The organism is Treponema sp. B152, assembly GCF_024181665.1.
GTDB classification, from domain to species: domain Bacteria; phylum Spirochaetota; class Spirochaetia; order Treponematales; family Treponemataceae; genus Treponema_B; species Treponema_B denticola.
Genome location: NZ_CP058668.1, coordinates 1,773,780 through 1,788,972, shown reverse-complemented (window position 1 = coordinate 1,788,972; position 15,193 = coordinate 1,773,780). Strand labels below are relative to the sequence as shown.

The 15,193-nt window shown below is 34.6% G+C and carries 13 protein-coding genes; all 13 read left to right on the top strand.

Annotated features, from left to right (window positions below):
• Nucleotides 1–15 precede the first annotated feature (15 nt).
• Nucleotides 16–1,560 carry an ATP-binding cassette domain-containing protein gene (locus HYB91_RS08280; RefSeq protein ID WP_002677386.1) on the top strand — a complete coding sequence of 515 codons (1,545 nt, stop codon included), beginning with the start codon at nt 16–18 and terminating at the stop codon, nt 1,558–1,560.
• Nucleotides 1,557–2,621, top strand: coding sequence for an ABC transporter permease (locus HYB91_RS08275; RefSeq protein WP_002677389.1), 1,065 nt, complete (start codon nt 1,557–1,559; stop codon nt 2,619–2,621). The genes HYB91_RS08280 and HYB91_RS08275 overlap by 4 nt, the downstream gene beginning before the upstream one ends.
• Nucleotides 2,618–3,454, top strand: a complete 837-nt coding sequence (locus HYB91_RS08270) for an ABC transporter permease (protein WP_002677391.1) — start codon at nt 2,618–2,620, stop codon at nt 3,452–3,454. Before HYB91_RS08275 ends, HYB91_RS08270 begins: the two co-directional genes overlap by 4 nt.
• Before the next feature lie 81 nt (nt 3,455–3,535).
• Nucleotides 3,536–4,144: a LemA family protein gene (locus tag HYB91_RS08265; protein WP_002671951.1), complete on the top strand. Its 609-nt coding sequence runs from the start codon at nt 3,536–3,538 to the stop codon at nt 4,142–4,144.
• 5 nt (nt 4,145–4,149) lie between these two features.
• Nucleotides 4,150–4,929, top strand: coding sequence for a TPM domain-containing protein (locus tag HYB91_RS08260; protein ID WP_002677396.1), 780 nt, complete (start codon nt 4,150–4,152; stop codon nt 4,927–4,929).
• 1 nt (nt 4,930) lies between these two features.
• Entirely contained in the window at nt 4,931–5,674 is a 744-nt protein-coding gene (locus tag HYB91_RS08255) for a glycerophosphodiester phosphodiesterase (RefSeq protein WP_002677397.1), read from the top strand.
• Nucleotides 5,675–5,718: 44 nt separating this feature from the next.
• On the top strand, nt 5,719–6,630 hold the full coding sequence (locus tag HYB91_RS08250) for a patatin-like phospholipase family protein (protein ID WP_002677398.1): 912 nt from the start codon (nt 5,719–5,721) through the stop codon (nt 6,628–6,630).
• Complete coding sequence (locus HYB91_RS08245; protein WP_002670373.1) at nt 6,614–6,964, top strand: NusG domain II-containing protein; 351 nt, start codon at nt 6,614–6,616, stop codon at nt 6,962–6,964. The genes HYB91_RS08250 and HYB91_RS08245 overlap by 17 nt, the downstream gene beginning before the upstream one ends.
• Before the next feature lie 90 nt (nt 6,965–7,054).
• A complete protein-coding gene (locus HYB91_RS08240) occupies nt 7,055–8,194 on the top strand; it encodes an N-acetylneuraminate synthase family protein (RefSeq protein WP_002677399.1) in 1,140 nt (379 codons plus the stop codon).
• Nucleotides 8,195–8,197: 3 nt separating this feature from the next.
• Complete coding sequence (locus HYB91_RS08235; protein ID WP_002677400.1) at nt 8,198–8,611, top strand: J domain-containing protein; 414 nt, start codon at nt 8,198–8,200, stop codon at nt 8,609–8,611.
• 11 nt (nt 8,612–8,622) lie between these two features.
• On the top strand, nt 8,623–10,572 hold the full coding sequence (locus HYB91_RS08230) for a hypothetical protein (protein WP_002677402.1): 1,950 nt from the start codon (nt 8,623–8,625) through the stop codon (nt 10,570–10,572).
• Between the two features lies 1 nt (nt 10,573).
• Nucleotides 10,574–11,761, top strand: coding sequence for a DNA polymerase IV (gene dinB, locus HYB91_RS08225; protein ID WP_002677408.1), 1,188 nt, complete (start codon nt 10,574–10,576; stop codon nt 11,759–11,761).
• Nucleotides 11,758–15,171: a hypothetical protein gene (locus HYB91_RS08220; RefSeq protein ID WP_002677409.1), complete on the top strand. Its 3,414-nt coding sequence runs from the start codon at nt 11,758–11,760 to the stop codon at nt 15,169–15,171. The genes dinB and HYB91_RS08220 overlap by 4 nt, the downstream gene beginning before the upstream one ends.
• Nucleotides 15,172–15,193 lie beyond the last annotated feature (22 nt).

Sequence of the window (15,193 nt, the reverse complement as noted above, 5' to 3'; positions counted from 1 at the left end):
ATCGGATTTTGTGAAGTGAAAAAGACTACGGCCGAGTTAAGCGGTATTTATAAGATTTATGAAACGGAAAATAATCAAACCGGCGAGATCTATAAAAATGCCGCTTTAACTGATGTTAACATAGAATTTTACACTTCCGAAATTCATGCCCTTCTCGGAGAAAACGGAGCCGGAAAATCTACTTTGGTAAATATTTTTTCGGGGCTTCTTTCTCCGACAAAGGGTTCAATAAAAATAGCGAATAAGGTTTTTAATTTTAATTCCCCGAATGATGCTTTAAATGCCGGCGTTGCGATTGTTCATCAGCGTCCCCGCCTTGCCGCAAATGCAAGCGTTTTTGAAAACATAATGATAGGAACAAAACACGGAGGTTTCTTATCGCTTATAAATCTTCATTCCGAAAAACAAAAAATAGAAACTTTAAAATCCAAATGGAATTTAGATTTGGATTTAAATGCCAAAATAAAAAATCTATCTGCAGATAAAAGATTTTATACTGCAATGTTTTCGGCTCTTTATACTAATCCGAAATTTTTAATTTTAGATGAACCTGCTTCCGTTTTTACGGATAAAGAGCGGCAAACTTTTTTTTCGGTATTAAAAAAAACATGTGCGGAAGAAAAAATAGGCATTATTTTAATTACTCATAAGGTCGAAGAAGCCCTAAACTTTGCAGATAGGATTTCGGTTTTAAAAAACGGAAAAATGCAGGGCTCTTTTTTAACTGAAGATTTGGGAACCGATGATGAAGCCGAGCTTTTTATAAAAAAACAAATATTTTCAGGAGATAAATTTTTAAAGAGCGAAAAAGAAAAATCCCATGATAAGAATATGGAAGAAAACAAATCGGATTCCGGTTGCGGTTTTGAATTTTGTATTTCTTTTAATTCGGGATTCGGTTCCGAAATAAAAAATTTTCAGGTTAAAGCTGAACGCGGAAAGATTACCGGACTTGTAGGCTTTCCTAACAGCGCTATCGAATACTTGGAGGATATTCTTTCAGGAATGGCTATGGGTAAGAATAACGCTATAAATAAAAGGTACCATACCGGAAACATAGTAATTGAAAATCCTGAAACGGAAAAAAAAGTTTTTAGCTGCGAAAAAATAACTCCATCCCTTCTTTTAAAAAATAAAATTGGCTTTATTCCCTCGGATAGAAATTTACGCGGTGCTGATGTAAATCTTTCAATCGAAGAAGTTTTAAATTGTTACCGCTTTAAAAATAATTTTTTTGATAAAAAAAATTCCGATGAATTTATTTTATCGTTATTGAAGACTGAAAATATAGCTGCCGATAAAAACCGTTTAGCGGGTACGCTTTCAGGCGGACAGCTCCAGCGTCTGATATTGTCCCGCTGTCTTGCTGAAAATCCTGAAATCATAATAGCTGCAGAACCTGCATGGGGTTTAGATCTTTTGAGCACGGAGCTTCTTATGAATAAATTTAGGGCTCTTGCCGAGCAGGGTAGAACCATTATAATATTAACAAAAGAATTTGATACGGCTTCTTATAAAAACGCTTTTGATGCCGTTTATTTTTTAGGAAAAGAAAATTGAGAAGGTATAAATTTTTAAGTTCGGGAGCTGCGTTTTTTCTCGGCACTCTGGTAATAATTATCTTTATTTCTCTGGGTTCTCAAAATCCTAAAGAAGCCTTATCCGAATTTTTTTTAAAACCTTTTTCTTCCGTTTGGTATTTTGGAAACATGCTGAACAAAACTTCTCTTTTGTTGTTTGCAGCTTCAGGTTCTTTATTTGCTTTTAAATGCGGCTGCTTTAATTTGGGCGGAGAGGGGCAAATATATTTTGCAGGACTTTTAACCGGAATACTTTTACAAAATACTTGGACGGAGTCCGTAGTACAACTTGTTCTTACGGGCTTAATCGTTTTTTTTGCTTCGGGCTTAATCGGTCTTGTTTCAGGATTTTTAAAAATTAAATTTAATGCCGATGAGCTTTTAACTTCTTTTTTAATTTCTGCAGCTATATTGCCTGTCGTAAACTATCTTATCGGCAATCCTCTGCGGGATACATCGGGAAATTTACTTGCCCTGCCTCCAATAGCAGAAAGCTTTGAGCTTAAAAGTTTTTTACCGCCGTCGTCATTAAATATTTCCTTTGTGTTTTCGATTATTTTGGTTTTGTTTTTTATTCTTTTTTTTGCTAAAACAAAGTGGGGTTACCGCTTGCGGCTTTCGGGAACGGCTCCCGAGTTTTCCAAGTTTGCAGGTTTTTCGGTTTATGCTCCGCCTCTTGCAGGAATGGGAATTTCTGCAGGGCTTCACGGCTTAACCGGATTTTTTGCAATTACAGGAACTTGGTATATTTGTCATCTTTCTTTTTCTTCAGGAATGGGATGGGCTGCCCTTGCGATAGCCTTAATTGCAAAAAATAGTTTCTTTGCAATTATTCCTGCCGCCTTCTTATACTCATGGATACAAAGCGCTTCCGATGCCGCAGTAATGTCCGGCTCATTGGTTTTTGATACGGCTGTATTTTTACAGGCTGTAGTTTTTCTTTTTATTTCTGCAAACCTGTTGAGCCTACGCTTTACTTTAGGATTAAGTAAAAATATTTCACGGATAAAGACGCTTCTTTTAAAAAGGAAGGGAATATGATTGAAGCCGCATTAGTCATCTTAAAAATGTCGGCTCCTCTTTTGTTTTTGGTTTTGGGAGCTCTTCTTACCGAATATGCAGGATCCCTTGCCGTTTTTATGGAAGGCGCCGTTATCTTGTCTGCATTTTTTTGTGCTCTTATAACTATAATAAGCGGCAATCCCTTTTTGGGTTTTATAGTTTCCGTTCTTTTAACTTCTCTTATTCTTTATTTGCTTGCATTGTTTACCGTTAAAACAAGGGCAAACTCTTTTTTAACCGGCCTTTCTTTAAACCTCTTTGCAGCCGGCTTTGTGCCTTGGGCATCGGAACTCTTTTTAAAAAAAGGCGGAGTACTTTCCTTTGAAGACTTTGAAGCATCCTCCCATCTTGTTCCTATAAATAACCTTAATCCGTTTTTTGCAGGCTTAATTTTGGCCATTGTAATCTTTGTGCTCTTAAAATACAGCTCCAAAGGAATCAGCTTAAAATATTCAGGTGAGGCACCCGACGTATTAATTGCTCACGGAATAAATCCCAATAATTATAAAATATTTTCATGGACCATCGCAGGTTTTTTTTCAGCTTGTGCAGGATCGACTCTTGTGTTCCGTCTTGCCGCCTATACTCCTAATATAAGCTCGGGAAGAGGATGGACTGCCTTAGCTGCAATCTTTCTGGGAAATAAAAATCCTCTTTTATGTACCCTCGCCGTTTTGCTTTTTTCTTCAGCTGAATACGCTGTAAATATCATGCAGGGTACCGTTAAAATTCCATCGGGTATTCTATTGTCTGTTCCTTACATTGTTGCCCTTATATTTTTTATTGCAGCGCCTTCCGTTAGAAAAAAATAAACTGAAAAACTCAAGGGCTTGTTTTTTTATCCGTAATTTGTTAAATTAAATATAACTTATTTTAGCATTTATGGAGGCGTTATGGGTAAGGGTTTAAAAATCGGATTAATTATTTTGGCTGTTGTTCTTGTTTTAGCTTTCAGCTTATATAATTTTTTTGTAGGAACATATAATTCTATTGTCAAAGCAGAAGAAGGTGTAAAGTCTGCATGGAGTCAGGTAGAAAATGTTTATCAAAGACGTTTTGATTTAATTCCTAACTTGGTAAATACTGTAAAGGGCTATGCAAGCCATGAAGCTAAGGTGTTTACGGATATCGCAGAAGCAAGGTCAAAGGCCGGCGGTGTTATGCAGGTTTCCGATGAGGTTTTAAATAATCCGGAATCATTTGAAAAATTTCAACAGGCTCAAAGCGAACTTGGTGCAGCCTTACAGCGTTTGTTGGTTATTACCGAAAACTATCCTGAACTTAAGGCAAATCAAAACTTTATGGATTTACAAACCCAGCTTGAAGGAACGGAAAACCGTATTGCCGTTGAACGCAAAAGATATAACGAAGCCGTTCAATCATACAATGTTTATATAAGACAATTCCCGCGTTCCATTATTGCAAATATGAACGGCTTTAGAGAAAAGGCTTATTTTAAGGCTGATGATCAAGCATCGACCGCTCCTAAAGTCAACTTTTAAAGAGTATGCAAAAAGATAAAATCTTAAAAAAGATAATTGTTTTATGTTTTTTTATCTTTTATAATTTTAATTTTTTCGGCTTAGCCGTTCCTTCGCTTTCCGGCCCTGTGGTTGACAAGGCCGGAATTCTTTCGAGGAGTGAATTCGAAAAAATAGAAAATTTTCTTTTGGATTTGGATCAAAAGTCTAAAGTGCAAATAGCGGTTCTGATAATTCCGTCTTTAGAGGGAGAGTCTATCGAAGATTATTCTATGCAGGTTGCCGAAGAATGGAAGTTGGGTGATAAAGAAAAAGACTCAGGAGCTCTTTTGGTGGTTGCAGTTAAGGATAAAAAGCTTCGTATTGAAGTAGGTTACGGTCTTGAACAAAACTTGACAGATTCAAGAAGCGGTCAAATCATCCGAAACTTTATCGCTCCTCAATTCCGTTCGGGTAATTACGGTGAAGGAATCTATGACGGGATTAAGGCCATGGCGGCTTATGCCTCAGAAGATGAAAGTCTCCTAAAAGAAATCGCTGTCTCAGATGAAGATGATGAAGGCGGATTCCCGCAAGCCTTATTGTTTTTTCTTTTTGTCTATCTTATGATTTCAAAATTTTCTCCGGGCGGGCTTTTTTGGATATTCTACTTGCTTTCCCGAAGCGGCAGAGCGGGGCGTTCTTTTAGCGGAAGATCATCTTCAAGAGGTTCCTTTTTCGGCGGTTCGATGGGAAGATCGTCAGGCGGAGGATTTTCAGGAGGAGGCGGTAGCTTCGGCGGCGGCGGCGCCTCGGGAGGTTGGTAGTATGAATAAGGTTCTTAATTTTGCCCACAGAGGTTTCAGAAGTAAGTATCCTGAAAACACGATGCTTGCTTTTTCTAAAGCAGTAGAATTAGGTGTTGACGGTATAGAGTTTGATGTTCATCTTTCTTCCGACGGTGTGCCCGTTATCATTCATGATGAAGCATTGGATAGAACCTGTAATGCTTCAGGTCTTGTAAAAGATTTTTCCTTTGCAGATTTAAAAAAGATAAATGCCGCAGCAAATTTTAAAAGTTCGGAAGCTGTAAGCGGAATAAAACATTTGGATGAAAAGATTCCTTCTCTTGAGGAGTATTTTGATTTTATAAAGAATAAGGATATTATTTCCAACATCGAATTAAAGACAGGTGTCTTTGAATATCCTGGAATAGAAAAAAAGGTATATGCTCTTTTAAAAAAATATAATCTGCAAGACAAATGTATTATTTCTTCTTTTAATCATGAAAGTGTTTTGAGAATGAAAAAGATAGATTCTTCTCTTGTATGCGGTTTTTTGGTTGATTCTTGGGATTTGCACCCGGCCGCGTATTTAAAGAAGTACGGCGTAGAATGTTATCATCCCCCTGCATATAGGCTTACAAAAGAATTCGTAGATGAGCTTCATAATGAAGGTCTTAGGGTCAATGCTTGGTTCGGCTCAATCCAAACGGACTATGACCAAGTTTTAAGCACAGGTTTGGATTCGATTATAACGGACTATCCCGATAAGATTGCCGCTTTATTATAAAGGTTCCTCTAGTATAAATTTTAAAATATAGATATAATTATATTATGAAATGGGCATTGGTTTTATCGGGCGGAGGCGCAAAGGGCCTTGCCTACATAGGAATGTTTAAAGCTCTTGAAGAATTGAAATATCCGCTTCCTGATTGTATTGTCGGATGTTCTATAGGTGCAATTATCGGCGGGCTCTATGCTTCAGGCATGACCGTAGATGAGATGATTTCTTTCTTTTCAAAAAATTTTGAATTGACCGATTATCTTGATGTATCGCATTTGGGTTTTGGGCTGACTAAGCTGACAAGGTTTTTACAAATAGGTGCAAGTTTAAACAATTTAATTTCTCATCAGGGAGCAGACTCCGGTGAACGGAGCTTAACTCTTTTTAAAAAACTTTCCTGTTATCAAACCTTTGATCAGCTTAAGATTCCTTTCTATTGTAATGCAACCGATTTATGTGAAGGGAATGAAGTAGTTTTTGATAAGGGCTTTTTGGCTGATGCGATGAGAGCTTCATACTCCTATCCCGGTTTTTTTGCTCCGTTTAATTATAACGGAAAACTTTTTGTAGACGGTTGTGTAAAAAACAATACGCCTGTTTGGATTGCCAAGGAGAAAGGTTTTAAAAATATCTTGGCTGTAACGCTTGGGACTTTTAAGACGATAAATAATGATGATCTGGATTCTTCAATTTCAGTTTTAACAAGATGTTTGGAAGTGGCTGCGATAAGATCCGATTATAGTGTATGCAATACTCCAACCCATATCCTTGATATTGATACCGACACAGTTTCTCATGACTTTTCGGATCCGCTCTCACAAATTCAAATGGGATATTCCATAACTATGAATAATAAAAAAGAGCTTCTTGAATTTTTCCAAAAAGGACTTTCCGGCTTTTTGAACCGTAGGCGCATGACCAAAAAAACTGCTAAAAGGCTAAAATATGAAAAAGTTTTTTAAAAGAATTAGGCTTCTTGATGTTATAATACTTGCTGTAATTATTGTATTTATAACTTCGACAGCTCTTTTTATATATTCGGCAGACAGCTCTACTCTTTATCTATCGGTGCGGACACCAAAAGGAGATTGGATATACCCTATGGATACGGATATATCTTTTGTTGTTGAGGGTGAAACAGGGCCTGTAAGTATAAGAATTGAAAACAATGAAGCCTTTGTTGTCAGCTCAACTTGCTCGAATAAAACCTGTATAACAGCTCCGAAATTAAAAAATCACGGTGATTGGAATGCCTGCCTGCCGAATAAGGTATTTTTATCCGTCGAGAAAAAATAAAGCTTTCTTAATGTTTTTTTAATATGCCGGCATTTTAGCATATCGGCTCCCTTGTTTTTTTTTAAGATTTGATGTAATATTTTCCATATTATGTGCGGGAAATACGGATACTTTAAACTCGGTTCGGAAATTTTTTCAGTAGAAAATCCTCTTACGATTGCCGAAATAGGAACAAGTCATAACGGATCTATTCAAAAAGCAAGGAATTTAATAGATGCGGCTGCGGAAGCCGGAGCAAAGGCCGTAAAATTTCAAATTGTTTATGCCGATGAGATTCTTCATCCGAACACGGGCTATGTGGATTTGCCTACGGGGAAAATTCCTCTTTATGAACGTTTTAAAAGTTTGGAACTTCCTGTAAGCTTTTACAAAGAGCTTGCCGAATACAGCCGATCAAAAAAACTTTTGTTTTCGGCCAGCCCCTTCGGATTTAGATCTGCTGAAGAACTTGCTTCATTAAAACCCGATTTTATAAAAATAGCTTCACCAGAACTTAATTATGTACAGCTTTTAAAATACTGCGCTGGTTTTAATATCCCTATGATTTTATCGAGCGGGGTTTCTCTTTTAAAAGATATTGAAAAGGCTGTCAGTTTTTTACGTTCTGAAAATAAGGATTTGCCTCTGGCTTTGCTTCACTGTATTACATCTTATCCCGCACCCGAAAAGGAATACAATGTTTCGGTAATAAAAAACTTGAGCCGTATCTTCGGTATTGCATGCGGAGTAAGCGATCATTCTTTAGATCCGATTTTAGTTCCGGCCTTAACGCTTGCATCGGGAGGTTTTATAATAGAAAAGCATATCTGTCTTTCCCGTAAAGAAGAAGGTTTGGATGATCCTGTTGCCTTAGAGCCTGATATGTTTAAAAAAATGTGTTCCGCCGTAAATTCCTTTTCTAAAAAAACTTATGATGAAATTATAGATGACTTAACAAAATTAAACTATTCCCTTGAGCTTATAAACGAAGTTATCGGATCGGGAGAAAAAAAATTGAGTCCGGCTGAAAGTAAAAACTACGGACGCACAAATAGGTCTATTCATTATCTTCACGATTTAAAAAAGGGAGATGTAATAACCGATAAGGATATTGCCGTTTTAAGAACGGAAAAAATTTTATTGCCGGGGGAGGCTCCTGAGATGTTCGATAGTTTTATCAGAGCCGTTTTACAAAGAGCTGTTAAGTCCGGTGAAGGCTTGCTAATGGAAGATTTTCTTACAAGGAAATAAGATATGAGTAAAAACTATTATAATGATATGGGAAATATTTTACGGGATGCTCTTACCTCTGATGACGATCCTTTTGAAGCGGCCGCTCAAAGATCAACCGGACGCTACCGTACAATTGGAGGACGGATGGAGAGGCGGCCGCCGCCTAAAGTAAATAAAGAGGCTTTAAGAATTCCTGTTCCTCCTGAACTTATAGAAGATTTTGCCGTTTTAAATGTTTTATCGGGAGTACCTCTTGATGAATGTAAAAGATCATGGAAGCGTTTAATAAAAAGGCATCATCCCGATGTTCAAAGCTCGCCTGCAAAGCAGGCTGAGGCCAATATAATAATAAGACGCATAAATAATTCTTATCGTAAAATAGAAACTTGGTTTAAGACAGGAAAGATTTTATCCGAAAAAGACTTAAACTCATAAGGGATTATAAATTGAAAAGGACTTTTTTTTTAATTTTATTATTTTTTTTCTTGCAGACTGTATATTCCGAAAATACTCTTTATGAGTTAGGCCCTAAAAGTGAGAATGTCATTGTTTTTACTGTTGCAAGGAACCAAAATAATGAGTCAACCTTTTCTACAGAACTTTTAGAAGCCTTTGCAAAAGAGCTAAAGGAATTACCTCTCCAAATACGTGTTATAATTGCAATTACCGATAATGATTTTCCTGATCTGCCTGAAAGTATCAATATAATAGAATCTCAAAATACAAAAAAACTTATTTCAAAAATAAATGAAAGTAAATCACGCCTTGTGTTCGTTTTATCGGATGGTCCTTCCGATAGAGCCGTATTAAGTGTAGGGGCTGTAAAAAAGACTTCACCTCCATGGATGTTAAAAGATTTACAGGATATTTTACAAAAGCAGAATATTCCCGTCGGTTTTAAATATAATAATATTATCCTTTATCGTCTTGGTATTATCAGTGATAATATGCTGGCAGAGTATTTAAAAGAAGATATTCCTGCGATAAAAATATCTTATGGAGCCGATATACGCCCGGTTCTACTCTCCTTAATAAATACTTACACCCAAGGAATTTCATCGGAATGGGATAAACACTATAATATAAAAAATTTTTTCGGTCTTAGAATTATAAGTGAAAAAACATTAGTGCTTTTAGTAATAGGAGTAACCTTATTAGGCCTTTTTTATATTTTTATATTCAGTTTTTTATTTGACAAAAGAAGAGAAAAGAATATAAGAGATCTTCTGCTTTTATGGCGGGTTCCTGTTTTCTTTTTTATAATTAGTTTATTTGCCCTATACATGGGGGAATATCTTACAACCCTTTTATTTTCTATTAAATTCGGTTTTCAAGATTCTATTAAATTTCTGCCTGTCACGGCTATTTTATTAAAAATATTATTTTCCATTATAATAGTCTCTTTATTTGCATATGTAAACAGATATTTAAAACTGCCCAATAATATTTTTATCTATGGGTACTTGGCAAGTATCGCTTGTTTTTTTAATATATTTATTTTTTCGCGAGTAGATTTATCATTGGCAATTATAGTATTGGAAATTTATATTTTATCTTTTTTTTCTTATCATTTTAAAAGACTATTCGCTCAAATACTCTTCCTTATTTTAAATATCTTATTGTTGGTTTATTATTTTTGGGATGTGCTATTTATTAAAGACAATCTTATTGATATTTTATTTTATGCGAATAATACTTTGGCTGCAATGTTTATTCTACCATATATGTTAATGTTTATACGGTTACTTATGCAGTTAAAAGAAGAACGGCCTGAGATAAAATATATGCATCTTAAGATTATAGGGTCGATAACGTTGTTTACCTGCGTTTTTATTGGTTTGATTTTAATTTATCCGTCATTTTTGCACCAAAAAAATAAAAAGGAATTTATTTTATATAATATTGAAAATGGTCATCAATATATCTCTTTTATTTCCGATATAAAAAATAAAACCGAAATAATAGATGACGATAACGAGCTTTATCGATTATCAGATATTAAGGAAGATGATTTTATAAAAGTTCAGGCCGGTACACAAAATTATCTTGAGCGTATTATAGGCGAAGTGAATATAAATCCGCTTATTAAAGCAGCAGTTATACAGGTTATTATAAGCCGCAGTGACGGGTTTCCTGTTTATGAAGCAAATATGGATTTTAAAAAATCGAATGAAGGGAAAAATGCGGAATTTATTTCGCCTATTAACTTAACGGAACCTTTTTCTATAAAATTTTCGGGAGAGAAAAATGCCGTATTGCATGTACAAATTCTTGCATGGTTTTATGACAACCCGTTAAATCCTGATTTTGAATTTTTAAACGATAATTTAAAGAATAAAAAAATCATTTTTCATGTTATAAAAGAATTTGATTTGATGCCCAAAGCGGAGTCTTAAGATGGCGACAGAAAAAGTTTTTTTTCATGTTGATATCGATGCCTTTTTTGCTTCCGTTGAACAGCTTGATAATCCGGAGTATATGGGTAAACCTGTAATTGTCGGCGGTCAATCTGAAAGAGGTGTTGTTTCAACTTGTTCCTATGAGGCCAGGAAATTTGGAGTTCATTCAGCGATGCCTATTTTACAAGCTAGAAAACTTTGTCCAAGCGGTATATTTTTAAGAGGCCGCATGGATCGTTATCATGAAAAATCAAAAGAAGTTATGTCTATTTTTAAAGATTTTACTCCCGAAATAAAACAAATTTCTGTGGATGAAGCATTTTTAAATATGACGGGAATGGAGAAAATATTCGGCACTCCTAAAAATTCCGCACTTCTATTAAAAAAGACTATAAAAGAAGAAACGGGTTTAACCGTTTCTGTGGGCTGTGCTCAAAATAAATATATTGCAAAGATAGCATCCGGACGCTCAAAGCCTGACGGGCTTTTTATTGTAAAGGCCGGTGAAGAAATTGATTTTATGAAAAGTCTTCCCTTAAAGGATGTATGGGGCGTAGGGGGAAAAACGCGGGAAAGACTTATTGCCGCCGGCTTGACTACCGTGCCCCAAATATTTAATTCAAGCGAACATCTTTTACAAAGTATTTTAGGAAATGCCTCCGGCAGTTTTTTGTTCCGGGCTGTACGGGGGGAGCTTTATGACGTTTTTAGCGATGATGTCAAATCTCATTCGATAAGTACGGAGCGAACTTTTGAGCATGATTTATTTTCTCATGCTGAGATAGATGATGTTATGTTTTATCTTGCATCTGAGCTTATGTATAGAATATTTGATGAGAAGGTAAAAGGGAAAACCGTTTCAGTGAAAATACGCTATAATGATTTTACTACTGTTTCAGTTCAATCGACAGGAGCTGTTGTCAACGATACTCAGGATTTGTTTGAGCGGGCAAGAGAGCTTTTTTACAAAAAATTCGATAATAAAACGCCCATAAGGCTGCTGGGCTTATGCATCATGAATATTGAATCCGATATTCCCGAAGCACAAACAGAATTATTTTACAGCGAAAAGAATGTAAAAAAAAGAAAGATTGAAGAAACTATGTATACCCTTACAAAAAAAGAGGGAAAGAATATTTTAAAGCCTGCGCGTCTTTTAAAAAAAGATAAGGATGGCCTTGAATGAAAAAAATATTTTCAATTGCGTTCTGTATTTTTTTGTTAAGCTTTGTCCACGGTTTTGAAAATGATGAAAACCCGAATGTAGATTTCGGTATTGATTTAATTAAGAATAGAACAGGAGAAAATAAGGCCGGTCAATATTTTAAAAATTTCAATAAAGAAAATACGGTTCTTTTTTTGGATGGATTTTGGGATCTTGAATTCTTAGGGCTTTCAAGCTTTGAATTTTTTGACGGTTATGCAAAAGTAAATTCTTTTCAAGGTGTATTTAAACAAAAAGCCAATTTATCGTTATTGCTGTTATTGAACAATGCATTTTATTTTGAAACTCTTTATAAAGATGATTATAAAAAAAGTACTTTAGCCTTAGGTTATTTTGGAAAAGAAGATTCTCCTATAAAACATATTCGTGCAGGTAATAGTAATATAAAATTTCCGCTTAATTATGGGTATATAAATACGGGAGGCGGTAAGTTTATAAGTCCGGGTATCATGGGGACTTTTGCAGGGGATAAATGGAATGCCGATGTTATGCTAAGATATGAAAGCTCCGAATATAATTCAAAAACATATTACGGGAGTACGGAAGTTATAGAAAATAAAATTTCGATTAATGCTTGGCAAAGAGCGAGACATTTTTATATACCTGTAGATAGCCTATATGGAAAACCCGTCTTGGTTTTTGTTAAAGATTTTGCAGGAGCACAATGGCGGCCGTTAAGTCCCGATGAATTTTCGATTGACCCTCGTTTAAAAGTTTTATCGTTGAAAAAATCTTACCCCGAAGGAGTGGCTATAAATTATTTTGATTTAGAGAGCAATCCTGCGGCCATAATTAATCTACATTTGCAAAATGTTAAAAATTATTTTTCCGCACCGCCGATTCCTGCTGTTAGTGAAATAGTCAATTTCATTAATACACATCCGACAATAGATTCTTATAAAAAAACTATTTTTGGTAAAGATTGTTTGATTTTAAAAGAGAAAAAATTTTCACCTTTTGAAATTGCATCACGGTATAATGAACCTCAAGTCAAAGGCGATTCCTCCATATCCGTTGTTGATACGCATAATCAGAGCGTCAATAATGATTTTACTGCGAATATAGAAACAACCGATAATTTTTTAAGCGGTTTTCAAAAGTTACAATTTGTTCAGGTTTTGGATTCAAGCAAGGATTATGATTTTATTAATCCCCAACAAATGTTTCCTTTCCGCAAGACGGATTATAAGATATATCTTCCTGACAATTCCGATGAGACCGATCTAAGTTTACAAATATTATGTAAAAATTATACGCCAACGGCGGGTTTTATTTTGCCGGATACGGCTATTCCGGGAAGTATTCGTGTTTTAAAAAATAAAATAAGGATATTTAACTTTTCTTATAATGAATCTAATCATACTTTGACAATAAATGAACCTGTTTTTTCAAATGATATTATAGAAATTCAATGGAAGGAAGGTTTGACATATTCGGATTCCGGTACTACAAGGTTTGCAGCAGGAGCACATTGGAAGCCGGTTAAAGGTTTGGATATCTTTTTTGCAGGTTCCGGCGATTGGGAAAATACGAATAAAACTAATCCTATTGATATATATAAACTTTCAAGCGGTATAGATTATCAGAATCAAAAAATAAAAACGGGAACAGCCTTAGGCTTTGAAGCCGATGTTGATCGTAATAAAAAGGCAAGAGAACAAATTTACTCTTTTCAAAACAAAGCATATTTTAATTATAGTTTTGCCGGGTCTTTATATTCTAAAAATGATGTGCCTATTTTTTCTAATCTTTTGTTTAATTTTGAAGAAAATTTTATAAGCAATAAAACATCTTTAAATCTTCATACAAAAACTAATGCCGCTCTTGATATTTGGAAGATAAAATTGGCAGGCTTGATATCTTTAAAGGCTGACTTTTTATCAAAAAAATCGGGATTGAATATTATTGAAAGTTACGGTCATTCCGTAATAATACCGATTTATTTTTTTAGTGCTTCAGAAGATTTTTTTGTTAACATATATGATTCTATATTAAGGCGTGAATGTAAAATAGATTTTCAAAAATATATAGATGTAAATTATATTACCGCTATTGATTACAATAAAGACTATACGTCTCAAAAAATATTTACATCAATTGCACCTATTATTCCTCAGGCAAAATTCGGAACAATATATACTCAGATAAATTTTTCCGTGGGACAAAAATATAAAACTATTTTTAATCCTTCATCTTTATCTTATGATGAGGCATGGGAAAAAAGCTTAATCGATATGTATTCGCCGGGTGAAAAAAATGCTGAAAACAGAACCGCAGATATAAAATTTTTATTTAATTATTTTGCAAATGAAGAAGATAAAACAGGTATCAGGTTATCGGGTTTAAATTTTGAAGCCTTTTCAAAAACGAATTTTCAAAATAAAAAGCAAAAAGGATCCGGTGATGAAACAGGTATTGAAATTTCCATACCATTTAATACCGGTAAAATGTTTTTTTCACCGATTATAAAAAGGAAAGTTACAAAAGAGAAAAAAACTATAGAAGCTGAAAAACTTGAATCCTATGCCTTGGATTTGAATTCTTTGTTTACGGGTTTAGGCGAACAATATTGGCTTTTTTCAAAACCTTTTTTTTATGATATGTTTGACCAAAAAATAAACAGTCAGATTCAAACCGAGAATAAAAACTTATTTTACAGCTTTTTTAATTCTTACGGGTTTAACCTTTCAAGGTTGATAAGCGGGACTATTAAAGATGTATATACTCCCTTGGAATTCGGTACGGCTGTATCAAGATTAGTACAATCTTCTCAATTAAATTCCGGACAAAGCAATATATACGGACTTGATTTTTCTTTTAGGTATACGGCTTTAAATATTTCAGGTAAATACGGTTATTTTAGTTGGTTTAATTTTTATGATGAAGATGAATTAAACCGGCTTTATAAATTCGGCTTTTCGTTTGGAAAAGACTTTTTTAAATTTAACTTTAATTCAAATCATAGCCTTTATTTTTTCTTTAACTCAAATAATAGATTGGGTTTTGAAAACGAATTTTTATATACGGCTTCAAAAATAGGTATGCAAAAATTTTTAACGGATGAATGGAAAGAAAAATTCAGCTTGATTTTTTCTTACAAAGGTGGAACATCTCTTCCCCGTTTGATAATAGAAACTTTTTCAAAAATACCTCTGTCCGACAGCAGGGAAGAAAGACTTTCTGTGGAGTTCTCGCAAAATAAGAGTTTACCAAAACTTAACTATAAGTTTTCTTTTAAGCATTTGCAATCTACAAAGATAGGTTCTCATGGCGAGATAAAAATATTTGCAGAATTGGAAGGGGTTTCTACAACATCGAATTCTTTTTTACTCAACATAAATGCAGGAATTTCAGGAAAAGTAGATTTTTAAAAGTTTCAGTATTTGTTTAACG